General features: G+C 62.6%; 25 protein-coding genes. 14 read left to right on the top strand and 11 right to left on the bottom strand.

Annotated elements, in window-relative coordinates; genetic code table 11:
• Positions 1-251 precede the first annotated feature (251 nt).
• Positions 252-1,700, top strand: coding sequence for an MFS transporter (locus ABWI03_RS27805; RefSeq protein ID WP_200317816.1), 1,449 nt, complete (start codon positions 252-254; stop codon positions 1,698-1,700).
• A 67-nt stretch (positions 1,701-1,767) separates the two neighbouring features.
• On the opposite strand, the gene ABWI03_RS27810 is transcribed toward ABWI03_RS27805, so the two are convergent.
• Genes ABWI03_RS27810 through ABWI03_RS27830 form a run of 5 tightly spaced genes read right to left on the bottom strand, consistent with a single transcriptional unit; the run spans position 1,768 to position 6,716 of the window.
• Positions 1,768-2,265 (bottom strand): hypothetical protein, encoded by a 498-nt coding sequence (locus ABWI03_RS27810; RefSeq protein ID WP_298774827.1) that lies wholly within the window; start codon positions 2,263-2,265, stop codon positions 1,768-1,770.
• A gap of 19 nt (positions 2,266-2,284) precedes the next feature.
• The gene (locus ABWI03_RS27815) at positions 2,285-3,748 is read right to left on the bottom strand and encodes an aldehyde dehydrogenase family protein (protein ID WP_298774829.1); all 1,464 of its coding nucleotides are present in this window, start codon (positions 3,746-3,748) and stop codon (positions 2,285-2,287) included.
• A gap of 31 nt (positions 3,749-3,779) precedes the next feature.
• Positions 3,780-5,156, bottom strand: coding sequence for a glutamine synthetase family protein (locus ABWI03_RS27820; RefSeq protein WP_298774832.1), 1,377 nt, complete (start codon positions 5,154-5,156; stop codon positions 3,780-3,782).
• A complete protein-coding gene (locus tag ABWI03_RS27825; protein WP_021332597.1) occupies positions 5,153-5,926 on the bottom strand; it encodes an SDR family NAD(P)-dependent oxidoreductase in 774 nt (257 codons plus the stop codon). The genes ABWI03_RS27820 and ABWI03_RS27825 overlap by 4 nt, the downstream gene beginning before the upstream one ends.
• Positions 5,910-6,716 (bottom strand): gamma-glutamyl-gamma-aminobutyrate hydrolase family protein, encoded by an 807-nt coding sequence (locus ABWI03_RS27830; protein WP_298774839.1) that lies wholly within the window; start codon positions 6,714-6,716, stop codon positions 5,910-5,912. The genes ABWI03_RS27825 and ABWI03_RS27830 overlap by 17 nt, the downstream gene beginning before the upstream one ends.
• Before the next feature lie 186 nt (positions 6,717-6,902).
• Between ABWI03_RS27830 and ABWI03_RS27835 the strand changes: the two genes are divergently transcribed.
• The 8 genes from ABWI03_RS27835 (at position 6,903) to ABWI03_RS27870 (ending at position 14,195) form a co-directional block, all read left to right on the top strand.
• Complete coding sequence (locus ABWI03_RS27835) at positions 6,903-7,625, top strand: FadR/GntR family transcriptional regulator (RefSeq protein ID WP_007729085.1); 723 nt, start codon at positions 6,903-6,905, stop codon at positions 7,623-7,625.
• Positions 7,626-7,723: 98 nt separating this feature from the next.
• On the top strand, positions 7,724-9,154 hold the full coding sequence (locus tag ABWI03_RS27840; RefSeq protein WP_234036904.1) for an APC family permease: 1,431 nt from the start codon (positions 7,724-7,726) through the stop codon (positions 9,152-9,154).
• 54 nt (positions 9,155-9,208) lie between these two features.
• Positions 9,209-9,889 (top strand): hypothetical protein, encoded by a 681-nt coding sequence (locus tag ABWI03_RS27845; RefSeq protein ID WP_298774848.1) that lies wholly within the window; start codon positions 9,209-9,211, stop codon positions 9,887-9,889.
• A 65-nt stretch (positions 9,890-9,954) separates the two neighbouring features.
• The gene (locus tag ABWI03_RS27850) at positions 9,955-10,329 is read left to right on the top strand and encodes a nuclear transport factor 2 family protein (RefSeq protein ID WP_095973457.1); all 375 of its coding nucleotides are present in this window, start codon (positions 9,955-9,957) and stop codon (positions 10,327-10,329) included.
• 1 nt (position 10,330) lies between these two features.
• Complete coding sequence (locus tag ABWI03_RS27855; RefSeq protein ID WP_298774852.1) at positions 10,331-11,287, top strand: alpha/beta fold hydrolase; 957 nt, start codon at positions 10,331-10,333, stop codon at positions 11,285-11,287.
• A 33-nt stretch (positions 11,288-11,320) separates the two neighbouring features.
• Positions 11,321-12,277 (top strand): SMP-30/gluconolactonase/LRE family protein, encoded by a 957-nt coding sequence (locus tag ABWI03_RS27860; protein WP_298774854.1) that lies wholly within the window; start codon positions 11,321-11,323, stop codon positions 12,275-12,277.
• A gap of 68 nt (positions 12,278-12,345) precedes the next feature.
• Positions 12,346-13,404 (top strand): Dyp-type peroxidase, encoded by a 1,059-nt coding sequence (locus tag ABWI03_RS27865; protein ID WP_298774858.1) that lies wholly within the window; start codon positions 12,346-12,348, stop codon positions 13,402-13,404.
• On the top strand, positions 13,401-14,195 hold the full coding sequence (locus ABWI03_RS27870; RefSeq protein WP_166810427.1) for a family 1 encapsulin nanocompartment shell protein: 795 nt from the start codon (positions 13,401-13,403) through the stop codon (positions 14,193-14,195). The genes ABWI03_RS27865 and ABWI03_RS27870 overlap by 4 nt, the downstream gene beginning before the upstream one ends.
• Here the strand turns inward: ABWI03_RS27870 and ABWI03_RS27875 are convergent.
• Genes ABWI03_RS27875 through ABWI03_RS27885 form a run of 3 tightly spaced genes read right to left on the bottom strand, consistent with a single transcriptional unit; the run spans position 14,184 to position 15,848 of the window.
• On the bottom strand, positions 14,184-14,510 hold the full coding sequence (locus ABWI03_RS27875; protein WP_298774862.1) for an SCO6045 C-terminal-like domain-containing protein: 327 nt from the start codon (positions 14,508-14,510) through the stop codon (positions 14,184-14,186). The genes ABWI03_RS27870 and ABWI03_RS27875 overlap by 12 nt on opposite strands.
• Positions 14,507-15,331: an MbnB/TglH/ChrH family RiPP precursor modification enzyme gene (locus ABWI03_RS27880; protein WP_298774864.1), complete on the bottom strand. Its 825-nt coding sequence runs from the start codon at positions 15,329-15,331 to the stop codon at positions 14,507-14,509. The genes ABWI03_RS27875 and ABWI03_RS27880 overlap by 4 nt, the downstream gene beginning before the upstream one ends.
• 46 nt (positions 15,332-15,377) lie before the next feature.
• Positions 15,378-15,848, bottom strand: a complete 471-nt coding sequence (locus ABWI03_RS27885) for an Lrp/AsnC family transcriptional regulator (RefSeq protein WP_020971454.1) — start codon at positions 15,846-15,848, stop codon at positions 15,378-15,380.
• 154 nt (positions 15,849-16,002) lie between these two features.
• Here ABWI03_RS27885 and pdhA point away from each other — a divergent pair, with 154 nt between their 5' ends.
• From pdhA to ABWI03_RS27910, 5 genes are read left to right on the top strand one after another with little or no spacing between them, the layout of a single operon-like run.
• Complete coding sequence (gene pdhA, locus ABWI03_RS27890; protein ID WP_298774867.1) at positions 16,003-17,130, top strand: pyruvate dehydrogenase (acetyl-transferring) E1 component subunit alpha; 1,128 nt, start codon at positions 16,003-16,005, stop codon at positions 17,128-17,130.
• A gap of 2 nt (positions 17,131-17,132) precedes the next feature.
• Positions 17,133-18,137 carry an alpha-ketoacid dehydrogenase subunit beta gene (locus ABWI03_RS27895; protein WP_298774870.1) on the top strand — a complete coding sequence of 335 codons (1,005 nt, stop codon included), beginning with the start codon at positions 17,133-17,135 and terminating at the stop codon, positions 18,135-18,137.
• The gene (locus tag ABWI03_RS27900) at positions 18,134-19,357 is read left to right on the top strand and encodes a dihydrolipoamide acetyltransferase family protein (RefSeq protein ID WP_298774873.1); all 1,224 of its coding nucleotides are present in this window, start codon (positions 18,134-18,136) and stop codon (positions 19,355-19,357) included. The genes ABWI03_RS27895 and ABWI03_RS27900 overlap by 4 nt, the downstream gene beginning before the upstream one ends.
• Positions 19,357-20,766: a dihydrolipoyl dehydrogenase gene (lpdA, locus tag ABWI03_RS27905; protein ID WP_298774876.1), complete on the top strand. Its 1,410-nt coding sequence runs from the start codon at positions 19,357-19,359 to the stop codon at positions 20,764-20,766. Before ABWI03_RS27900 ends, lpdA begins: the two co-directional genes overlap by 1 nt.
• A gap of 24 nt (positions 20,767-20,790) precedes the next feature.
• Positions 20,791-21,897, top strand: coding sequence for a Glu/Leu/Phe/Val dehydrogenase family protein (locus tag ABWI03_RS27910; RefSeq protein WP_298774878.1), 1,107 nt, complete (start codon positions 20,791-20,793; stop codon positions 21,895-21,897).
• Here the strand turns inward: ABWI03_RS27910 and ABWI03_RS27915 are convergent.
• Genes ABWI03_RS27915 through ABWI03_RS27925 form a run of 3 tightly spaced genes read right to left on the bottom strand, consistent with a single transcriptional unit; the run spans position 21,826 to position 23,959 of the window.
• Positions 21,826-22,734: a TIGR04222 domain-containing membrane protein gene (locus ABWI03_RS27915; RefSeq protein ID WP_235170848.1), complete on the bottom strand. Its 909-nt coding sequence runs from the start codon at positions 22,732-22,734 to the stop codon at positions 21,826-21,828. The genes ABWI03_RS27910 and ABWI03_RS27915 overlap by 72 nt on opposite strands.
• Complete coding sequence (locus ABWI03_RS27920; RefSeq protein ID WP_298774883.1) at positions 22,731-23,654, bottom strand: TIGR04222 domain-containing membrane protein; 924 nt, start codon at positions 23,652-23,654, stop codon at positions 22,731-22,733. The genes ABWI03_RS27915 and ABWI03_RS27920 overlap by 4 nt, the downstream gene beginning before the upstream one ends.
• Positions 23,651-23,959: a hypothetical protein gene (locus ABWI03_RS27925; RefSeq protein WP_298774885.1), complete on the bottom strand. Its 309-nt coding sequence runs from the start codon at positions 23,957-23,959 to the stop codon at positions 23,651-23,653. The genes ABWI03_RS27920 and ABWI03_RS27925 overlap by 4 nt, the downstream gene beginning before the upstream one ends.
• Positions 23,960-24,032 lie beyond the last annotated feature (73 nt).

Raw genomic sequence — 24,032 nt, forward strand, 5'->3', positions numbered from 1 at the left:
TCAGACCTTGTCCTGATTGTCCCGCTCCGCGGAACATTCTGTAGCGCGTGTTCGACGCGAGGGCTGTGATGCAGGTAACACGTTGCCGAGAACGGTAGCTGTCGTTCCACTGCACTTCCCCGCAAGGCCCCGGCCGACGGTATTCGGCAGGGGGTCAATCGAATTCGCAGGTGTCCCGAAAGGATTCTCCAGCCATGGCGTCTCATGTCCACAGCGACGGTTCGTCTCCCAGTCTGCCCGAATCGACGTCGATGCCGGAGCGGTGGACTCCGCGACTGGTGTTCTCGCTGGCGTCGATCGTTCTACTTCTCGAAATGCTCGCGGTGAGCTACATGATGATTTCCACTGCGCTGCCCGCCATCTCGGTGCATTATCAAACGACGCAGGGAGCCTGGCTGCTCACGTCGTTCCTGCTGCTCGGCGCGGTAGCGTCTCCACTGCTCGGCAAGCTCGCCGATATGTACGGCAAACGAAAAGTCCTGCTCCTGGCGGTCGCCGGCGCGGCGGTCGGATCCTTCATTTCGGCGGTTGCGCCCAGTTATGCCGTCCTGATTCTGGGCCGGTCGCTGACGGGCCTACTCGTCCCCTGCCTGTTCTTGAGCTACTCCCTCATCCGCGACGTGTTTCCGCCGAAAACCGTTGCTCTGGCGGTCAGTATCGCGACCTCCGGCATGGGCCTGATCGCTATTCCGGCGCCGTTCCTCACCGGTTGGTTGATCGACAACCACGGGTTCCGGAGCATCTTCTGGTTCTTCGTCATCGGTTTGGTTCTGCTCGGTGGAATGATTTTCGCTTCGACGGCGGAATCAGCTGTGCGACTGCGCTCTTCGCTGGATCTGATCGGTGCGGTACTGCTCGGATCAGGCATCGCCGGAATTCTCATCGGCGTCAGCTTCGGACCGACCTGGGGCTGGAAGAACGGCTCGACACTGGCCTATCTGATCGGCGGCGTTGCACTGCTGGTGGCGTGGGTTGCCTCTGCCCGGGCCATCCGTGAACCCTTGATCGACCTGCGCTACTTCGGCAAGCGTTCGGTGATGCTCACCGCCGTCGGAGCCGGGTTCTGCTACGGCGCGTCGGGAGTCTTCACGATTCTGCTGCCGATGATGGTGATGACCCCCGCAGTTCTCGGCCTGGGATACGGATTCGGTGTCACGGCAGAAGGATTCGCGATCTTCCAGGCGCCGCTGGGTGGCATGGTGGTGGTCGGTGGTTTGATCGTGGGCTTCCTCGTGGGCCGCAACATTCGACCCCGCCTGCTGATGATCATCGGAATGATCCTCATGGCAGTAGGGTTCACCTTGACGGCCACCATTCACGACAACAAGCCGCTGCTCATCATCTTTGCCGGAATCTTCGGCGTCGGTATGGGTATGGGCTACGCCTCCATCCCGAACCTGCTCATCGAGGCGGTGCCGCCGCAGTTGCAGGCAACCACGGCGAGCATGGTTGCGGTCTTCCAGAGCATCTTCCCCGCGGTGCTTCCTGTCATCGCTTTCACGGTCTTGAACTCGCACATCGCGATGGCGATGGAGGGCGCTGTGTTCTACACCGACGAGGGCATGCGTATCGCGTTCCTGATCGGTGCTGCTGCAGCGGTTCTCGGCGCGATCGCAGCTGTGTTCCTGCCGCGAAACATCGTCCAGATCGGCGCGGAGGACGGCGCGGCGCAGGAGACGTCCCTCCTTCCGGCTCACTGATCATGCGATGACCTGCGGCTACGAGCCAACGCCCGTAGCCGCACGTCTCCATGGTCGCACCTCGACGTCATGCAAGATGAATCTTCTGCAGCGAGATCTCACCCCGCAGCGGACGCTCTGCAACTTGTGCCAGATCAGAGACGAATGTGTCCGCGATCGATCGGGTAGTGGTGAGTTGAACCGACAGAACGTTGTTCGCCTGACTGCACACGGTTGCGCCGTGCCGGTACGCCACGAGCGCGACTGGATCGACGCGTTGGAAAGTCGCGGTGACGTGTAGGCCGACCTGTGGCGTCACCGGAACGAACGGACCGTGGTCCGTCTTGATTCGAACTATCCCGACGATCTTGTTGAGACGCTTGATCAACATGGCGTCGGAAATCGTTGCCGGGCAACTGTATGCGATCGACATCCCGCTGACTCCCGGCGATGTCACGGACACCCACGTCGACAGACTGACGACCTCGACGCCGAGCTTCCACCCCAGCGAAGAAATACGGGCGAGAACTGCTGCGGTGTCATCGCATTCGACGACCATGGTGCCAACCCGTGTCGGTTCACCCATTCCCACGACCTCTTTCGGCTCAGAGAGGCAGTCCGGGCGCATCGACACCGACGATTCGCGATCCCCGGAAAAAGTCGAGAAGCTCTTTGTCGCCGTGTGCGCCGATACCGCTTCCGCCCCAGAAACTCTGGGTCGAGTGGTCGTCGAGGTCCAGGAGACTGGTGCTGTTGATCTTGTTCTCGCCGCACTCGATCCGGGTCGCAAGTTCACGAGCGGCGTCGACGTCCGCACCGAACACGTAACCGGCCAGGCCGGTATCGAGAGCGTTCGCCTCGAGCAGTGCCTGCTCGTCGGTTGACGCGCGGTGCACGGTCAGGATCGGTCCGAAGGTCTCCGATTTGGTGTGCTCCGACGAGATCCCGTGCACCACTGTCGGAGGGAAGAACCATCCGGAAAGGTCCGGCACAGGAGTGCTCGAGACAGCTGTGCCGCCCACGCCGTGGAGGAAGTCGACAGTCGCGCGCATTCGTTGCAGTTGAGGCTCGTTCGCCTGCGGCCCCATCGTAGTGTTGTCGTCACCGGTTCGCCCGAGCACGATTTCGGCCGTGCGGTCGAGTATTGCGTCGACAAGACGGTCGTGAAGGTGCGGTGGCACGAAGACGCTTCCCGGACTCTCACACCATTGCCCGTTGAGTTTGTTGAACCCGCCGACGAGTGCGGTCGCAGTCAGATCGATGTCGGCGTCGGCGCGGACGATCACGGGATTGTTGCTGCCGAGTTCGAGTTGAAGCGCCTTGAAGTCGGCCGAGGCCGCAGCGGCGATGGAACTGCCGGATGCTCGGCCGCCGGTGAACGCCAGTGCTCGGATTCGTCGATCGGCGGCCAGTAGATGCCCGACGTCCCCGCCGCCGTGAACGAGTTGAAACAGAGCTTTCGGTGCGTCGAGTTCGGCAATGGCACGCGAGATCGCCTCGGCGAGCACATTGGGGCCTGACGGAGCCCAGTTGGAGGGCTTGGCGATGACAGGAGCGCCCGCGGCCAATGCGAATGCGGTCTTCTTCGCGGTGATGAAGCTCGGTGCATTCCACGGTGCGATCACAGCGGTCGGGCCCCAAGCCAGACGATGTAATTGTGCGCCCGACGCCAACTGCTCGAACCCCGAGGAGTCTTCCAGATGCTTTGCAGCACTACGGAACAGATCGGGAAGTCCGCCCGCGAACAGCGTGCTGATCGATAGGGGGAGACCGTTGTTCTTTGAGTCCTCACGAGCGATCGCCGTTGTTCGTTCCTCGACAAGTTCGGCAGTTCTCTCGAGTAAGAGCACTCGGTCGGCTACCGATCGACGGGTCCAGACACCCGATCGATGGAGTTCTGTCGCGGCGGTGATTGCCCTCTCCACCTGATCGGCGGAAGACGAGAGTTGGGCTTGCAGTTTCTCTCCGGTGTCGGGATCGGTGAGAAATTCGCCGAGTTCGACAGCTGGTGGTTCGACGTTTCCGTCGATCGTGTTGTTCTGGGGCACGAGTGAGCATGAAGTGGTCATGACTGTCCTTCGTGGCGAAATCGTGTGTAGGTCAGATGTTGTCGAGGTAGCGTTCGCGTTCCCAGTCGGTGACCGCGGACATGAAGGAATCCCATTCGTCCTTGGCGACAGCCGCGTAGTGCGACACGACCTCGGCGCCGAACGCCGCGAGTGCGAACTCACTGGCTTCGAGCGCACGCGCCGCCTCGTCGAGTGTGCCGGGCAGCGGTTGCTGCTTCACCTTCTCGAGTGTGTCCGTGTCGCTGTACCCGTCGCGTCGTACCGGTGCGCCGGGATCGAGCTTTCGGCTCAGGCCGTCGTTCATCGACGCCAGAACGGCGGCGAGTGCGAGATACGGATTTGCGTCCGCCCCTGGCAGCCTCATTTCGAGACGGTTGGCGGACGGCGCCCCGGTAATGAGTCGGCAGGTAGTCGTCCTGTTGTCGAAACCCCAGGTCAAGCCGTTCCCTGAGAAGTCGTGGCTGGCTCTGGTCCGGCGCATCGAGTTGATGGTCGGCGTGTAGAACAGCATGAGTTCCGGGCAATGTTCGAGAACGCCGCCGACCGCGTGCAGCAGTTCGGTACTCGCCGTGTTTTCTGCGTTTTCGTCGTGGAACGGGAAGGTGTCGTCGCTACGCATGGACGCGTGAATATGACACGACGAGCCCATGCCGTCGGTGCTCGGGCGTGCCATGAAGGTCGCAGTGAGCCCTTCCGCCGCCGCGACATCGTGGACCACCTGCTTGAAGAGCACATGGCGGTCGGCCATCTCGAGAGCCGTTCCGTATTCGAGGTTGATCTCCCACTGGCCCAGCCCGTACTCGACCTGAGAGACCTCGACGGGAATTGCGCTCTCCTCCAGGGCGGTTCGTACCTTGCGGAAGAAGGGTTCCATCGCATTGCCGGCGGTGATGGTGTAGTCCGAGGGCACCAGGGTGGTGGGTTCGAGATCCCGATAGCCGCTTCGCCTCAACGCGTCGGGGGTACCCCGATAGAGGTGGAACTCGAGTTCCGTTGCCGCATAGACGGTGTGACCGTCGGATTCGAGCTTGTCGATCTGTTTGCGCAGGATCGTGCGCGGTGCGATCGGGACCAGCTCGCCGGTGTGTTCGTCTACCGAGTCGGCGATGACGATGGCAGTGGATTCCAGCCACGACGCGCGTCGTAGTGTTCCCAGATCAGGGCGCAAGCGGAAGTCGTGCCAGCCGGTGTGCCCGCCGGCGTAGTCGACAACCAGTTTGTCCATGCGCTGGTTGGCATCCCAGGCATATACGCAGGTGCACACATGCAGGCCCTCGTCGATGTTCCCGAGGAAAATTCGCGTCGGGACCCGCTTGCCGATCAATCGTCCGTAGAGGTCGATACCGGCGATGAGGACGGTGTCGATGTCGGACTCGGCCAGCTCGGCTGTGGTGAGCCGGCCTTTCATCGGGCGAGCCATCCGCCGTCGACGGGCAACTGGACTCCACTGATGTAGGAGGCGTCGTCGGATAGGAGGAAGGAGACTGCAGCACCCATGTCCTCGGGGCGTCCGACGCGCGGCACCAGGAGCCTGGACTTCATGAAGTCGAGAACTTCGCCGGAGGAGACGTCGATGCCAGGTAGGAAGGCGGTGGGGACCGGGCCCGGGGCGATTGCGTTGACCCGTACGTTGTACCGCGAGAGTTCGACGGCCAGAGCCTTCGTCAACATCTTCACTCCACCCTTCGACGCGTTGTAGTGGACCTGGGCGAAGCCCTGAGAGGACACGACGACGTCCGCCTCCACCGTCGACAAGTTCACCACAGCGCCGCTGTTGCCGTCGCGGAAGTACGGGGTGGCGATCTGCGTGACGATGAACATGCCCTTGAGATTGACGTCGAGGACGAGATCCCACTCTTCGTCGGTGAGGTTCTCCAGAGAACTCATCGTGATCAGACCGGCGTTGTTGACGAGGTAGTCGAAGCGTCCCCATTCGGCGACGGTGGCCTCGAAAGCGGCGCTCACGGCGGCGCGGTCGCGCACGTCGGCCTCGAGAGCGAGCGCGGGTGTGCCGTACTGCGATTCGATCAGTGCGACGGTCTCTTTTGCACTTTCGATGTGAAGGTCAACGACCGCGACGCGGGCACCATCGGAGGCGAGGCGCAGTGCGATACCGCGGCCGATTCCGGAACCTGCACCGGTGATGAGGGCGACCTTGTTCTCATGCGTACGTGACATTGTCGTCTTCCATTCTGTAAGGATCGGTCTGGCGTGAAGGATCGGTCTGGTGAGAGGTTGCAGCGTCGACGAGCCACGAGAAGAGCGGGTCGATGTCGACGAAGAATTCGGGGTGCCACTGCACGCCCACCACGGGGCGATCGTCGGCCTGGATGGCTTCGGCGACGCCGTCGAGCGCGCGTCCGACGATCCGAAGGCCGTTCCCCGGGGCGTCCACGGCTTGGTGGTGAAGGCTGTTCACGTGAATGCTGTTGCCGAACAGACTGTGTGGGACGGAACCGGATTCCAGAGCGACTTGTTGCGGTCGGTACGAACGCGGGTAACCGAAGAAACTGTGTGCCTCACCGGCGTCGGTCGGAAGGTCGGCAATCAGTGTGCCCCCGCGCGCGACGTTGACGACCTGGTGTCCTCGACACACACCCAGGATCGGCAGTCCGATTTCCCAGGCCGCATCGACCAGGGAGAACTCGAATTCGTCCCGAGCGGGGTCGATCATCGAGGAGTTTGGTCCGGGGGTGCGGCCGTAACGCCTGGGGTCCACGTCGGAACCACCGCTGAGTACGAGGGCGTCGAGATGCTCGACGATTCGGCGCGGATCACTGTGGATACTCAGCAGGATCGGTTGACCACCGGCCGCGCGGATTTTCGAGGGAAAATCGGTGAAGAACATTTCCATCAACGCGTCGCCGACGACGTTGGGTAGTGACGGCCCGCCGCGGTCGACGCGGCCGGTGACTCCGATCAGGGGCATGGCGGGGAGTGCCTCCGCCGTCATCGTGAATTGGGTCATAGGAGCGAGCATAGAACTATTGAATGGCTTTTCGCTAGAGTTTGGCTTGTAAAGTTGGGGTAACGGGTTCGAAGTGCCGCGCGCTGCTGTATCTATTCAAGGACAGCTGCGAATGGGAGCGTTCGATTTCGTAGGTCAAGACGAAGCGTAAGAGTCGGTCCAGGCACCGAGTAGGGGGTACGAGACGTGCAGATCGACAAGCTGCCGGCCATTGAATTCATGGTCAGTGCACCGACGTTGGGGGAGGATATCGCTCGACGCTTGCGACTGCTCATTCACAGCGGCGCGCTCAGCCCCGGTGATCGCCTGCCGTCCGAGCGTGAACTGTCTCAGCAACTCGAAGTCGGTCGAGTCAGTGTGCGAGAAGCGATCCGAATCCTTCAGGCGATGGGATACATCGAGGTTCGGCGAGGAGCCACCGGCGGATCGTTCGTTTCGGAGTTGACCAGGCCTTATGAAGACTGGGTTGGCCAGTTGAAAGCGCGAGAAGCAGATATCGACGAGATCGTCGACCTCCGTATCGGGTTGGAAATGCGCACGGCTAGCCTCGCGGCGGTCCGGCGAACCGATCGTCATCTTCTCGAGTTGCTCGAATCCATTGAGCAATTGGGGGTTTCCGGAAGTCGGGGATCGTTCCGGGCTTGTGACGCCAGGTTCCACGGCGGTATCGCCAGAGCGGCGGGAAACAGCAGGTTGGAGGCTGCTGTGGTCGAGGCTCGCGGCGAAATGTTCGTCCCCGTCGATCATCTCGTGTTCGAAGACCAGGTCGAGGCTTCGAGGGTGGAGCACAAGGAGATCTTCGAGGCGATCAAGCGGGGCGACAGCGCTCGCGCGGCGGAAGCGATGGAACGTCACATTCTGCACGCAAAAGACGAGCTCAAACGCTTGGCGCTGCAGGAAGAAGGCTGACGGGGGCGCGACGAACGGACGGTTCGTCCCGTTTTTCGCAAGTAAAAGTTTTGTGAATTGGGTCCCGAATCGACTTCAATGGTTCTAACATCGCCGGTATGACCCATACTTCCGTCAATGCTTCACGCGATGCATCCGGCGATGACCGAACTCTTCGAGGCTCGCTGGGTACCGGTTCGATAGTCCTTATGGTCGTTGCCGCGGCCGCTCCCCTGACTGTGATCAGTGGGCTTGTGCCGCTGGGCATTTCCGGAGGTAACGGTGCAGGCTTCCCGATGACCTTCGCCGTGACAACCGGTGTGCTTCTGCTCTTCGCAGTCGGATTCACCGCGATGTCGCGTTACATCCCGGGAACCGGCGCGTTCTATCTCTACATCGGACATGGTCTCGGCCGTGGTGCCGGCGTTGGCAGTGCGATGTTGGCGCTTGTCAGTTACAGCACAGTGCAATTGGCCGTTTACGGCTACCTCGGCCCGGCAATGAGTTCGTTGATCACCTCGTACGGTGGTCCGGAGGTGCCGTGGTGGATCTTCTCGCTCGCCTCGTTGGCTCTGGTCGCAGTCCTCGGATTTCGTCATATCGAATTGTCGGGCAAGGTGCTCGGCATCCTGTTGATCGCAGAGGTTGGGATCGTCGTCGTCCTCGACGCTTTCATCATCGCCGACGGTGGTCCCGAAGGCCCGTCGACGGCAATGTTCTCTCCGTCGGAAATCTTCTCCGGATCCCCCGGCGTCGCATTGGTATTCGCGCTTGCCGGTTACATCGGCTTCGAGTCGACGGCGATCTTCCGCGACGAGGCGAAGGATCCGGCGCGGACGATCCCACGAGCGACGTACGCTGCCTTGATCCTCATCGGAGGCTTCTATGCTCTCTCCAGTTGGGCGGTCGTGACGGCTTGGGGTGATACGGGTGCCGTGGACATTGCGGGCACCGACCCCGACGGCATGTTGATCACCACTGCCACCGACTTTGCCGGATCGGTGACGGCCCATCTGATTCAAATTCTGTTGGTGTCCAGTCTCTTTGCCGCAGTTTTGTCTCTCCACAATGTCTTGGCCAGGTACATCTTTGTTCTGTCGAACACCGGCGTTCTGCCAGGTGCAGGTGGGCGTACGCACCGCGTGCATGGTTCGCCGCACATCGCGTCTGTGGTGCAGTCCTGCTGTGCTCTGGTGCTTCTCGGCGCTTGCATCGCCATCGGTCTGGATCCGGTGACACAGATCTTCGCGTGGTTCGCCGGTGTCGCAACGGTGGGGATCGTGGCTCTCATGTTGCTCACGTGCCTTGCAGTTCTCGTCTTCTTTCATCGTACGAAGGTCGATCAGCGCTTCTGGCACACCAAACTTGCCCCGAGCCTGGGGCTCGTCGGACTCATTGGATTTGCGATCGCCATTGCCGGAAACCTCCCGCTTCTTCTGGGTGGCAACGTACTGGCAGTAGTGATGACCGGGGTGCTGATGCTCGCGTTTGTCGGCGGGTTCCTCTATGCGCGTCGACGGAAGCAAGTGAGCTTCGAACTCCCGTCGTGAGTGGGCTTCGGTGAAATGATGGGTGCGCCCGCACTCGAGAAAGTAGGACTCCCCATGACGTTCGCGGATCTGGACGGCGATGAACTGTGGAGTTATCTGCAGGAGCGTTCAGGATTGCCCGGCCCGCGCGCGAACCTCGCGCTCATGCTCGAGTTCGCGCGCGGCGCCGACAGTGACGACATCCTGCGGGCGGTGGAGTCCGAAGACGAATACATCCGCTGTTGTGGGATCGTCGGGCTCGGATTCATTCTTGTTCGTTCGCGCGACGAGGCCGTTCTGGTCAGTCTGACGGCGGCGACCACCAGTGCGTCGTGGCGTGCACGTGAAGCTGCCGCGATGGCTGTTCAGGCGATAGGTGACACGGATCCGGAATTGTTGCGGGCGATCATCGAGCAGTGGGCACGGTCCGCCCATCCATTGACGCTGCGCGCAGCAGCCGCCGGGATCTGCGAGCCGCGGTTGCTGAAGGACAAGACCAACGCTGCGCTGGCGGTTCAGGTGTGCCGAGACGCTACCGAATGGATTGCCTCGCAACCGGCTGATGCCCGTCGTGAAGCCGACACACGCACTCTCCGGCAGGCGCTCGGATACTGCTGGAGCGTCGCGGTCGCAGCGGACCCGAAGAATGCACTGTCGGCATTCGTCTCCCTGGAGGCGTCGGACGACGCCGATGTCGTCTGGATCGTGCGGGAGAACGGGAAGAAGGCCCGCCTGCGCAAGGTGCTCGAAACCTGACCCGTGGATCAGAGACGTAGGTTATCCTCAGAATTAGAACCTGTTCTAACTACGAGGGGTAGACCATGGCACCGTCCGCAGAGGTAATCCGCAAGACCGTCGACGCCTACATCGAGACAGTTGCCACGGGCACTGCCGCCCAGGTTGTGGCCCTGTACGCCGAGGGTGCAACGGTCGAAGACCCGGTTGGCACCGACGTGCGCACCACTCGCGAGTCCATTCTCGAGTTCTACTCCGTGATCGAGAACTTCGACCAGGAAGCTCACCTTCACACCCTCCGCATCGCCGGAAACGAAGCGGCATTCCACTTCTCGCTGATCACCAAGCTCGGCGAGCAGACGCTGACCATCGCACCCATCGACGTCATGACTTTCGACGACGACGGCAAGATCCTGTCGATGCGCGCATTCTGGAACCAGGAAGACATGATCACCGCCTGATATGACGGTGAAGACGATCGATGTCGACGGATTCCGTTGGCAGATCGACGATTCCGGTTCTGGGACAGCCGTGGTTATGTGCCACGGCTTTCCCGGCCTCGGATACAGCTATCGCCATCAGTCGGCAGCGTTGGCGGAAGCCGGCTTTCGAGCGATTGCGCTCGACATGCCCGGGTACGGCGGCACCACGTGCCCGGATACCGTCGACGACTACACCAACGACGCCGTCGCGAACCGGTTGATCGATTTACTCGACGCTCTCGGAATCGACAAGGCGGTATTCGTCGGTCACGATTTCGGCGCGCCGGTCGCGTGGACCACCGCTCTGCGCCACCCCGATCGTGTTGCGGGACTGGTCTCGTTGGCGGTCCCCTATGCGCCCGACAGGTTCCCGGCCAAGCCGTCGACGATCTACGCCGGCATGGCGCGCAAGCACTTTCTGCACATTCACTATTTCCAGGAACCGGGTGTCGCGGAGCGCGAACTCGACGCCCGTCCACGTGAATTCCTTCAACGGCTCTTCCATGCCTTGTCCGGGGCTTACCGGTACCTCGACGTCTGGAAGAATCCGTCCGAAGGAAACGGCTACCTCGACGTACTTCCCGAGGCGCCTGCATTGCCGTGGTCGTGGCTCACCGAGGATAATCTGGACGTCTATGTAAAGGCCTTTACGGCAACAGGTTTCACAGGTGGCTTGAACTGGTACCGGGCGTACGACGCCAACTGGGAACGCAGTGCGGATCTGGACGGCGCGCACATCGATGTCCCGACGCTCTTCGTCGCGGGAGCCGAAGATCCGGTCATAGCGATGAGCGGCCCCAAGGCATTGGACCGCATGAAGGACACCGTCCCCGACCTGCGGGGTGTGCACCTCCTCAGCGGCGCGGGGCACTTCGTCCAACAGGAACGTGCTGCCGAGGTCAATGAACTTTTGATCTCTTTCCTTCGGTCGCTCTAGGCGAAATCGGGCCGAAGGTCTAGCGTTGCGCAGATGCGCACCAGGATCTTCGATCGCAGTATTCGGGTAGGTGTCACCGGTGCTCTTGTTGCCGGTTCGCTTCTGGCTCTGGGTGTGTCCGGTGCCGCCGCCGCGGCGCCCTGCCCCGGATCGTCCCCCGCCGTCCTCAGCGCTCAGATTCCGGGCGCAGCTCTCGAGGGTGTCACGGTGGACGGGCAGGGGCGCCTGTACACGACAGACCTGGTGAGTGGGCGAATCTTCCGCGTCGACGCGCCTGGTCAGGCTGCAGTTCCGATCGCGACGGTTCCCGGCGGTGCGGGCGCGCTGGCGTGGAGCCCGGACGGTTCACTCCTGGTGGGAACCGGAGCAAACGCCGGCGTGCTGATCGGCGATCTGACGCGGGCTGCGTCGGTCGCTCGGGTGGACGTGAACTCCGGTGCCGTGACGCCCATAGCCGGTGGTCTGAGCGCTGCAAACGGCCTCGCCGTCGCGCACGACGGAACGATTTATGCCACCAACGATTTCGGTTCGCTGATCGGAAAGGTCAGCCCAGGCGGTGCCGTCGACCCGGCGTGGGCAACCTTCCCGAGTGCAAACGGCGCCGCCCTGAGTGGCGATAATCGCTGGCTCTACGTGTCGCGCACGTTCGCAAACCCGGGCGTCAGCCGAATCTCCGTGGACAATCCGGGATATTCGGAATCGTTGGTCGATCTCGGCGGTTTCGAAACCTTCTCTGCCCCAGATGGTTTGACCCTTGACTCGCGCGATCGCGCGATTGTCCCCACGGACATCAGTGGTGAGGTGTGGCGGATCGACGGACCCGGCCAGTACTGCTCGCTCACCAGCGGACTGCAAGCGTCGAGCGTGTTGACCTACGGGCGTGGCAATTCCGGTTTCGCGGCCGGGCATCTCTACCGCGCTGGGTTCGACGGAAAGATCTTCGAGATTCCGGCCGGCTTCGACGCGGGCGCCCAGGCGGCAACCCCGTAACGCGACACCCTGACGCGACTTACCCACTACTGATGCCGGGACTGCCGGAATCGTCCATACTGGTCTGCATGGCGGAAACGAGTGAGATCGACGAGGCCGAGGTGGCCCTTCCCGCGATACCGCAGCCGTTGCTGACCCCGCTCACGGAAGCTGCGATCTTCCTGGTTTTCACCATCGACGAGGGTGGTGAGCAGGCAGTTCACGACGTTCTGGCGGATATTTCCGGGCTGCAGCGCTCGATCGGATTCCGGGTTCCCGCAGGTGGCTTGGCTGGCGTCGTCGGCATCGGTTCGGACGCATGGGACCGGCTTTTCGACGGACCGCGCCCGGCGGAATTGCACCCATTCATCGAGTTGACCGGTGACAAACACCACGCTCCCAGCACACCGGGCGATCTGTTGTTCCACATCCGGGCACGTCAGATGGACCTGTGCTTCGAGTTCGCCACGGTCGTGACCAACAGGTTGGCCGGCGCCGCGTCGGTGATCGACGAGGTCCACGGGTTCAAGTACTTCGAGCAACGCGACCTCATGGGTTTTGTCGACGGCACCGAGAACCCTTCCGGGCAGGCCGCATACGTCGCGGTCACCGTCGGTGACGAGGATCCGGACTTCGCGGGCAGCAGTTACGTCATCGTCCAGAAGTACCTCCACGACATGTCGGAGTGGAATTCCCTGCCCGTCGAGGAGCAGGAGAACGTGATCGGGCGCTCCAAGCTCGAAGACCTCGAGATGGACGACGACACCAAACCGGCCAACTCGCACACCGCACTCACCGTCATCGAGGACGAATCCGGTGAGCAGATCCAGATCCTGCGCGACAACATGCCGTTCGGCCACGTCGGCTCCGCTGAAATGGGAACCTACTTCATCGGTTACTCGGCGTCGCCGACGGTGACTGAGCAGATGCTCACCAACATGTTCATCGGGAATCCCGTCGGCAACTACGACCGCATTCTCGATTTCTCGACGGCCGTCACCGGAATCAATTTCTTCGTTCCGACGGCGGACTTTCTCGACGATCCCCCGGACCTGCCGACCAGGCTCGTTCCCGAAGCGACGTTCACAGCGCCCATCTCTGACGGTTCTCTCGGAATCGGCAGCCTCAAAAGGAGTGCCCAGCAATGACAAACCTGCACCGCGACCTAGCACCCATTTCGGCAGCAGCCTGGGCCGAGATCGAAGAAGAGGCCAGCCGCACCTTCAAGCGTCACGTCGCCGGTCGTCGTGTCGTGGATGTGGAGGGACCGTCGGGTGACGATCTCGCGGCCATCCCGCTCGGGCATCAGGTGCCGATCAATCCCTTGGCCGACGGCGTCATCGCACACGCTCGTCAGTCGCAGCCGATCATCGAACTGCGGGTCCCCTTCACCGTCAGCCGTCAGGCCATCGACGACGTCGAACGCGGCGCGAAGGACTCCGACTGGCAGCCCGTCAAGGACGCGGCCAAGCAAATCGCGTTCGCCGAGGACCGCGCCATCTTCGAGGGATACCCCGCAGCCAGCATCACCGGCGTGCGGGCCAGCGGTTCCAACCCGGAACTGAAGCTCCCCGTCGACGCCAAGGACTACCCGGAAGCCATCAGCCAGGCGATCACGTCGCTGCGACTGGCCGGTGTCAACGGACCGTACTCACTGCTCCTGAACGCCGACGCGTTCACCGCGATCAACGAGACCTCCGATCACGGCTACCCGATCCGCGAGCACCTGCGACGCGTCCTCGACGGCGAGATCATCTGGGCCCCGGCCATCGACGGCGCTTTCCTGCTCTCGACCCGTGGCGGCGACTACGAACTGCATCTGGGCCAGGACCTGTCCATCGGCTATCTCTCGCACGATGCGAACTCCGTCGAGCTGTACTTCCAGGAATCGATGACGTTCCTCATGTACACCAGCGAAGCCGTTGTCTCATTTGCGTAAGACCTTTCGAAACCTCTGATACCAGGGCGGGCGAGGCAGTTCGCCGATGTCCTGGAGGTGGGCGACAAAAGCCTGGGCGTCCGCGTGTGAAGTCGTCTTCGGACGTCCCTGCGCCCACGCTGTGAACAACTGAAGATACCGATCGCCGAGAGTGTGGCGCACGACCGGAAGGTGGTGCGCCACTTCTCCTGCGCGCTTTCGGAGCAGTGCCGCCGAGACAACGGCGGCATCGTCTTTGTCGAAGCCCTCGGGTAGTTCGCCACCCGCCACAAGTGCGCGAATCAGCGCCTCTTGACGCTCACCGAGCGTGCTCATGTGCGTGACCAGTCGGTGCCCGCGGTGATGCGATCCAGACCCGCTGCATCGGCGATGGCATCGAGCTCGTCGAGCAATTCCAGTGCCGGCGGATAGTTTCCGTCGCGCTCGAGCATGATCGCGGGATGGTGACCGGCGGCGGTGAACTGCGCAAGGAGTTCCAGCACGGCTTCGGGCACCGGGTCGGTGTGCGTGTCGTGGTATTTACCGTCGCTGAGACTGCCACCGGCGATGTGGCAGTATGCGATTCGCTCGAGTGGTAACCGGCTCAGCTCGGTCCACGGATCACGCCCTCGATTGAGAGCATTGGCGTAGACGTTCGCGATGTCGAGAACCAGCAGGGCTCCAGTGCGCTCGACGATCTCCGAGAGAAACTCCCCTTCGGTCAACTCGTCGTCGGGCCAGTCGAAAAGGGCGGCAACGTTTTCGACGGCAAACGGCACCGGTAGACCGTCCTGAGTGCGGGTGATGTTGCGTGCCAAGACATCGATCGCTTCGTAGGTGCGTGGCAGTGGGAGCAGGTGCCCGGCCTCGATGCCGCCCGCCCGCACGAAGGCGATGTGCTCACTCGCCAAGGGGGCGTCCAGTAGCTGGGCTGCATGCGCAAGGTGATCGATCCGTGCCTGATCTACCGCCTCGGCCCCGCCAAGGGAGAGCGAGATTCCGTGCGGGATCACCGGAACTCCCAGCGAACCGAGGTGCGGCTGTACCTCGTTTCCGATGGATTCCGCAATGACTTCGCAGAATGCCAGGCCGTCCAGCTGCGCGATGATTCCGGATACCTCGGGACGCCAACCGATTCCCAGGCCGTACAGGGTCATTCGAGTCACCTCCCGTGTGCAACTGCTAACGGCGACTATAGACGGATCAGCCGGGCAACCAGTTGGGTCCCGGACCGTTGCCTTCTTCGAAGATCAGCCACGTTTTGGTCGAGAGAACCCCGTCGAGTCCCTGGAGTTCTTCGAGAACGGTGTGGCGTAGTTCCTGGTTGTCCGGGGCTCGAACCAACACCAGAACGTCGAAGTCGCCGCCGAGGAGGGAGAAATGCTCGACAAACGGCAGTGCCTTCAACGACGCCGCCAGCCCTCGCCACGAGTGCTGCCTGATCGAGAGCGCCACGTACGCCGAGGAGCCGAGTCCGGCCTTCTCATGGGCGATCCGCGTCGTGAATCCGGTGATGATTCCGGCGTCCTCGAGCCTTTCGATGCGGACGTAGGCGTGAGCGCGAGATATGTGCGCCTTCTCGGCCAGTGCACGCATGGAGATGCGACTGTCTGCGACCAGTTCGGCGATGATGCGGCGGTCGATCGCATCGAGAGCGTGCGGTTCGGTGGCCATCTGTCCATTCCTGCTTCGGTAGTCGAGTCGGTTGATGGACATATTGCTGCCCGAATCCTCATGATAGGCCGTTTGTCTTGAATCTTCGACGCCTTCTGCCATTACGTCGTCGAAGTGCGAATACTGATGGACACAACGTCTTCTGGAGGTAGAAGTGACTCTTGTCGAGCCCTTGGGGGAACTGCGGTATCAAAAGTTCCTGCCGGCCGATTCCGCGGTGCAGTACCTCGACCCCGCGGGAGAACTGACGCGCAGTGAGGCCCGCTACGCGAAACCGAGCGACGATCGACTGATCGACATGTATCGAAAGATGTTCCTGGGCAGACGCTTCGACCAGCAGGCGACGGCGCTCACCAAACAGGGGCGCCTGGCTGTGTATCCGTCCTCGCGGGGGCAGGAGGCATGTCAGATCGCGGCAGCGATGAGTTTGGAGCCGAGTGACTGGCTCTTCCCCACCTACCGGGATTCGATGGCGTTGGCCGCCAGAGGCGTCGATCCGGTGCAGATTCTGAGCATGCTTGCCGGCGACTGGCATTGCGGGTACGACCCGGTCGCACTGCGCAGCGCGCCGCAGTGCACCCCACTGGCGACGCAGTTGCTGCACGCAGCGGGAGTGGCGTACGGGGAGTCCCGACGGGGCCTGAACACCGTCGCGCTCGCGCTCTGCGGTGACGGGGCCACCAGTGAGGGTGACTTCCACGAAGCGCTGAACTTCGCCGCCGTCTTCAAGGCGCCGGTGATCTTTCTGGTGCAGAACAACGGATTTGCAATCAGCGTGCCACTGTCTCGTCAAAGTGCAGCACCGACGTTGGCGCACAAGGGCGTCGGCTACGGGATCGGCAGCGAGCAGGTAGACGGCAACGATCCTGTTGCGATGATGGCCGTCATGGACGAGGCGGCGCGCTTCGTCCGCAGCGGAAACGGACCGGTGATCGTCGAAGCACACACCTATCGCATCGACGCCCACACCAACGCCGACGACGCCACCCGCTACCGCGACAGCGCCGAGGTGGAAAGCTGGCTCGGGCGAGACCCGTTGCCGCGTCTCGAAAAGTATCTGCGCGCACACGATCTGATCGACGACGCGTTCGTGGAATCACTGACCGCAGAGGCAGAAGCCGAGGCCGCCACACTGCGCGCCGGCATGAACGTCGACCGCCCGCACGATCCGCTCGATCTGTTCCGGTACGTCTTCGCCGAGCAGACACCGCAATTGCGTGAGCAACAAGCCCAACTCGAAACCGAACTTGCCGCCGAAGCCGCTGACACAGGGGGACACTGACCATGCCCATGCTCACGATGGCTCAAGCCCTCAACACCGCGCTACGTGACTCTCTGGCTGCGGACGACAACGTTGTCGTCTTCGGTGAGGACGTCGGTACCCTGGGCGGGGTTTTCCGCGTCACCGACGGCCTCACCCGCGACTTCGGCGACGACCGGTGCTTCGACACTCCCCTCGCCGAGTCCGGCATTATCGGATTCGCAATCGGCATGGCCATGGCCGGTTTTCGTCCGGTCGTGGAAATGCAGTTCGACGCGTTTGCCTATCCGGCATTCGAGCAGATCGCCTCCCACGTCGCAAAGATCCGCAACCGCACGAAGGGCGCACTGTCGATTCCGATAGTCATCCGTGTTCCTTTTGCCGGCGGTATCGGCGGGGTGGAGCATCACTGTGATTCCAGCGAGGGCTACTACGCACACACGCCCGGCCTGAAGGTCGTGGCGCCGTCCACGGTGGAAGATGCGTACTCGCTGCTACGTTCGGCGATCGAGGACCCCGACCCGGTGATCTTCCTCGAACCCAAGAAGCTGTATTTCTCCCGTGCCGATGTCGAACTGACCGCACGTGAGCCGATCGGTCGCGCGGTCGTCCGGCGCCCCGGTCGTGACGCGACGCTCATTGCCTACGGCCCGTCCGTGGAGGTTGCACTGAAGTCGGCCGAGGCCGCTGCAGCCGACGGCCGCGACATCGAGGTGATCGACATCCGCTCGATAGTGCCGTTCGACGACGAGACGGTCACTGCATCGGTGCGAAAGACCGGACGCTGCATCGTCATCCAGGAGGCGCAAGGTTTTGCCGGCGTGGGTGCGGAAATTGCTGCCCGCGTGCAGGAGCGGTGCTTCCACCATCTCCACGCCCCGGTGCTCCGGGTCAGCGGATTCGACATCCCCTACCCCGCGCCGAAGCTCGAGCGTCACCACCTGCCCAGCGTCGACCGTGTCCTCGATGCCGTCGATCGTCTGCAGTGGAACGACACTCCCGACACCCGTTGGGCGGTGACGGCATGAGCAATCAGGTATTCATGCTTCCGGACCTGGGTGAAGGATTGGCCGAGGCCGACATTGCGGAGTGGCACGTCAAGGTAGGCGACGTGGTCACCATCGATCAGATTGTCGTCGAGGTCGAGACCGCGAAAGCTGCTGTGGATGTGCCTATCCCGTTCGCCGGGACCGTGATCGAACTCCACGGCAAAGACGGTGACACCGTGAAGGTGGGTACGCCGCTGATCACTGTGAGTGGGGGCGACAGTGTCGACGCGGTCGTCTCGGCTAACCACGAGCGATACCGCGAAGAAGAACGTGCCGGTTCGGGTAACGTCCTGATCGGCTACGGCACCAGTGAGGATGCACCGAGACGCCGACGTCGGACTTCTTCGTCGGTACGCGTGATCTCGCCGATCGTCCGTAAACTGGCTGCCGACAACGATATCGACCTGTCTATCCTCTCCGGATCCGGTGCAGGCGGGGTCATCACCCGCGCTGATGTCGAGGCAGGTTCGAACACCGGCACGGAGACGGAAACGTCGCACGTGAGCGACCAACGCATCCCGATCAAGGGGCTACGCAAGGTGGTGGCCGACAAGCTGTCCACCAGCCGCCGCGAGATTCCCGACGCGACAACCTGGGTCGACGTCGACGCCACCGAACTGTTGGCGGCGCGAGGCGAGATCAACAAGTCACTGCCCGATTCCGACAAGATCAGCCTGATGGCGCTCCTGGCTCGGCTGACCACCGCCGCATTGGCGCAGTACCCCGAACTGAACTCGTCGGTCGACACGGCTCGAGGCGAGATAGTTCGACACGCCCGCATCCACCTCGGAATCGCCGCTCAGACACCGAAGGGATTGATGGTGCCGGTCATTCGCAATGCCGATTCACTGAACACTCTCGAACTCGCACAAGCACTTCGGGTGATCACCGACCTTGCCCGCGACGGCAAACTCGAACCCGCCCGCTTGACCGGCGGCACCTTCACACTCAACAACTACGGGGTATTCGGGGTCGACGGATCGACTCCGATCATCAATCACCCCGAGGCGGCAATTCTGGGGATCGGGCGCATCATCGACAAGCCGTGGGTGGTGAACGGCGAGTTGACCGTCCGTAAGGTCACTCAGATCTCGTTGAGCTTCGACCACCGCGTCTGTGACGGCGGCGAAGCCGGCGGATTCCTACGGCTGTTCGGTGACTACATCGAGAACCCGATCCGCATCCTGGGAAGGCTCTGATGACCACGGCTCCGATGACCAAGGCTTCGATGACGGCTGGCAAACGGCACAGTGATGTCGTGATCCTCGGTGGCGGATCGGGCGGCTATGCCTGCGCCATCCGCGCCGCCCAACTCGGATTGTCGGTCACGCTGATCGAGGCGGACAAGGTCGGCGGAACGTGCCTGCACCGCGGATGCATCCCGACCAAGGCGCTGCTGCATTCCGCCGAGGTGGCCGACTCGGCACGCACCAGTGAGCAATTCGGAGTCCGGGCAACATTGGACGGCATCGACATCGCGCAGGTGCACGACTACAAGAACGGGACAGTCGAGCGGCTGTACAGCGGTCTGCAAGGTTTGTTGGCGCAACACAAGATCACTATTGTCAACGGATACGGAACGTACGTCGGTGGGCGAAGCATCGACGTCGACGGAACCCGCTATACCGGAACATCACTCGTTCTGGCGACCGGTTCGTATCCGCGGGAACTGCCCGGCATAGAGCTCGGCCGCCGGATCCTCACCAGCGACCAGGCGCTCGAACTCGACCGGGTGCCCAGCAGCGCAACAGTGCTCGGTGGCGGTGTCATCGGTGTCGAGTTCGCGAGCCTGTGGCGCTCCTTCGGCGCCGAAGTCACGATCGTCGAGGCCCTCCCCCGACTCCTCGCCGCCGAGGATCCGTGGTCGTCGAAGCAGCTGGAGCGGGCCTACCGGAAACGCGGAATCGTCTGTAAGACAGACACAAAGATCGTTTCCGCGAAAGAAGCAGCCGATTCGGTCCGCATCGAACTAGGTGACGGAACGATATTCGATACCGACCTACTGTTGGTCGCCGTCGGCCGCGGACCCCGCACGGAAGGTTGCGGCTTCGAAGAGAATGGAATCAGCCTCGACAAGGGTTTTGTCGTCACCGACGAACGCCTCCGTACATCCATGGACGGTGTGCACGCGGTCGGCGACATCGTGCCCGGTCTTGCGTTGGCGCACCGAGGTTTCCAACAAGGAATCTTTGTGGCAGAACAGATCGCCGGGAAGGATCCGCTACCGGTCGCCGAACACTTGATTCCTCGCGTGACGTACTCACATCCCGAAGTTGCATCAGTCGGACTCGGCGAAGAGGCGGCGCGCACGCAGTACGGCGACATCTCCACCGTCGTCTACGACCTGGCGGGTAACGGCAAGAGTCAGATCCTGCGAACCACCGGGGGAATCAAAGTGATTCGCAGCGGAACCAGAGGTCCCGTCGTCGGCGTCCACCTGGTGGGCGACCGGGTTGGCGAGCTGATCGGTGAAGCGCAGTTGGCCGTTGCCTGGGAAGCACTTCCCGATGAAGTGGGGCGTTTCATCCACGCACACCCCAGCCAGAGCGAAGCGTTGGGTGAGGCCATGCTCGCCCTCGCGGGAACACCACTACACGCGCACGGTTGACCCATAACCAGGAGAGGATCTGCAATGAGCATCGACGACGAACTGCGCTGGGACGGTGAACTGACCGTCACCCGACATGATCGGGAGACCGACACGACCTTTGTGATCCGAATCGACTCCACCCGACTGGGACCGGCGTCGGGTGGCACGCGGGCCGCGCATTATCCCTCGATCGGTCACGCTCTGGCGGACGCCGGGAAGCTCGCCGGCGCAATGACATTGAAAATGGCGGTCTCCGACCTGCCGATGGGTGGCGGGAAGTCGGTGATAGCACTGCCCGCACCGCGCAATCGGATCGACTCGGCGACTTGGACTCGTATCCTCGACATTCACGCGGAGAACATCGACAAGCTCGAGGGAAACTACTGGACCGGTCCTGACGTCAACACCAACTCCTCGGACATGGATCAGCTCAGTCGAACCACCAAGTACGTCTTCGGGCGTTCGGTCGACAACGGTGGCGCCGGTTCCAGCGCGCACGCAACGGCTCTGGGCGTGTTCGAAGCGATGAAGGCCACGGCGCGTCGTCGTGGACTCGGAACACTCGACGGCCGAACGGTACTGGTGCAGGGACTCGGCGCCGTCGGCGGGGATGTTGTACGTCTCGCAGCCCAGGCTGGGGCACGCCTGCTGGTTGCCGATACGGACCCGCAGCGCCTCGAGGCTGCTTCTCTCGCGGGGCACACGGTCGTTCCTGCCGGCGAGGTACTCCGAACACCGTGTGATCTCTTCGCTCCCTGCGCGATGGGAGGCATCATCGATTCCGGTGCCGCTGCGTCGATTCCGACTCTGGCCGTGGCGGGCGCAGCAAACAACATCTTGACCGATCCTGCGGCGGGCGAGGTTCTGCGAAGCCGCGGGGTTCTCTGTGCCCCTGATTTCGTCGCGAACGCAGGCGGAGCCTTTCACCTCGTCGGGCGAGAAGTCCTGGGGTGGAACGAAGACGACGTCGTCGAACGAACCCGAGGGATCGGTCGAACTCTGGACGAGGTGTATTCCTTGAGCGAGGAACGTGGCATCACTACCGAGGCGGCAGCGCTTCTGCTCGCCCGGGCGCGGTTATCCCCCGCATCCGCCACCGCCGCCGCCACATCCGCCGCCCCCGCTGCAGCTGCCGCCTCCCCCGTCTGAACTACCGCCGTCCGAACCCCCGCTACCTCCGCTGCCGTCGGCACCGATTCCGGCGGCGGAGGCCAAGGCGGGATTGATCATCAGCATTGCCGAACCGGCGAACAGGGCGGCGGACATCCCCGCCAAGCGCGGTCCGTAAGCGGAGAAGGCAGGCTTGTTGCGCGGGGACAGGTAGGCGTGTGCTGTGGTCAGTTCCGACCGTGCTGCATTGCCCGAGGTAGTGCGATCGAAGTTGAGCCCGAGCAGCGGGATGCTGAACCCGGTGACGAGTACGGCGAGAATCAGAAACTCGACGGGCTTGTCGTTGTGCAGGCCGAAGGCAATGCGGACGATACCCACGGCCACCAGGATCTTCAGCGGAACTGTGGAGAGAAAGATCGAACGCCTGGTGCTGTCGGAGGTCAGGTACCCCCGGTCCGCCAAAGAGTTTCGTAGGCGAGCTGTTTCCACCGTCATACGCTCGGCGAGTTGCCGCCGACGATGGGGCAGGGCCTGCTGGGCCAGGCGCTGGTACACGGTGAGGGTGTACCAGTCCAGGGTCTCGTCGGCAGGGCCCAACGGGCGCAGGACAGCGCCGTCGGTGGTGATCAGATCAGCGCTACGCAGGATTGCCAATGATGCTGCGATGGCGCGTGACTCGCCGGTCAGCATGCCGACTTCCGGAGGGGTCAGTTGCTCGGCGGAATACCCGTGCTCGGTTGAGTACCTGTACCGGCGTGCTCGAATCATCAGACGCCACACCAGAGTGAGAACCATGAGCGTGACCGAAACGGCTGTGTAGCCGTACAGGAAATCCTCGCTGGGGATCCCCCACGTGTCGCCGGCACGAGTGCTCATCCCCCACACCCCCCGCCGCCGCAACTGCTACCACTGCCGCCACCGCCGTCCGAGCCGGATGATCCGGAAGAGGAGCCACAACTGTAGTAGCTCGAACTGCCGCCGCCCGGGCTGTACGCGGCGCCCGCAGCCACCGCTCCTGCCAGCGCCGGATCGATCAGAACCAGAGCGCCCGAACCGAAGAGCGCGGCCGAGAGCCCGGCGAGTGAGGGACCGTAGCTTGTATAGGCGGGCCGTAGTTTCGGTGAGAGGTACGAGTTTTCGTGCTTGAGACGTCGAAGCTCACTGTCGCCCAAAGCTGTCCGACGACGCTTGATGCGAAGAAGTGGAATCATCAGCGCGAGAACGATGATGGTCAGGAGAAGAAACCCGACCGGCTTCCCGCCGATGATCCCCGCGATAAGCCGGATCACGCCGAGAGCGATTACCGCCACGATCGGAACGGTCCGAAGAGCGGCAGCCGGGCCGTCCTGCGGGCGTTGCAAGTAGCCCTCGTCGATCAGCGTCGTACGTAGTTGTGCGAGTGCGACGTTCAGTCGTCCCATCAGGCGCACCTGTCGCAGCGGGACCTTTCCGTTGCCGAGCCGCTTGTGCACCGTGCGGGTGAACCAGTCGAGACGACTCTTTTCCTCCGCGGTGAGTGCCAGCTTGGTCTTTCCTTCGGTGCTGATCAGCTCGGCGCTGCGCAGTATGGCCATCGACGCGAGCACCGCTTGGTAATCACTGGTCAAGGCACCGATCTCGGGCGGAGTGAGCGGCCGACGAACCGCGTCGACGATCGCGGGTGAGCGGCGCGCGGACATCCTGCTGTAGAGCGAGAGTCCGACCGCGACGGCTGCGGCCACCAGATACCACTGCAAGTAGGTCTGGCTGGGGATCCCCCATGTGTCAGCTGAGTAGTAGTTGTTCACAGCACTCACCCCCCACATCTGACGGTGCTCGCGTAGGTCGAGCAACGGGACGGTGAAGACCCGCTGCCATGTCGACCCTGGCAGGCAGAATGTGCAGCACTCTCGAGTTCTGCCACGGCAGCGCGTATTGCACCCTCGTCGCTGGTCGGTACACCCATCTCCGGTGGTGTGAGCGTGCGCAATTCCGGTGTGGGCTTGCGCCGGGCGACGCCGCGGATCACAAGCGCGATCACCACCGCTCCGGTGGCAGCGGCGACGTAGCACCCGAGGAAAGCCTCGGTGGAAATTCCCCACGTATTCGTATGATCATGCATCGCACACCGCCTCTCGATGAACTCCTGAGAACAAGTCCAGTCTCTTTGTCCGACAACTGATGTCAGTATCGGG

The sequence above is a fragment of the Rhodococcus baikonurensis genome, from assembly GCF_040489275.1.
In the GTDB taxonomy this organism is placed as follows: domain Bacteria; phylum Actinomycetota; class Actinomycetes; order Mycobacteriales; family Mycobacteriaceae; genus Rhodococcus_F; species Rhodococcus_F baikonurensis.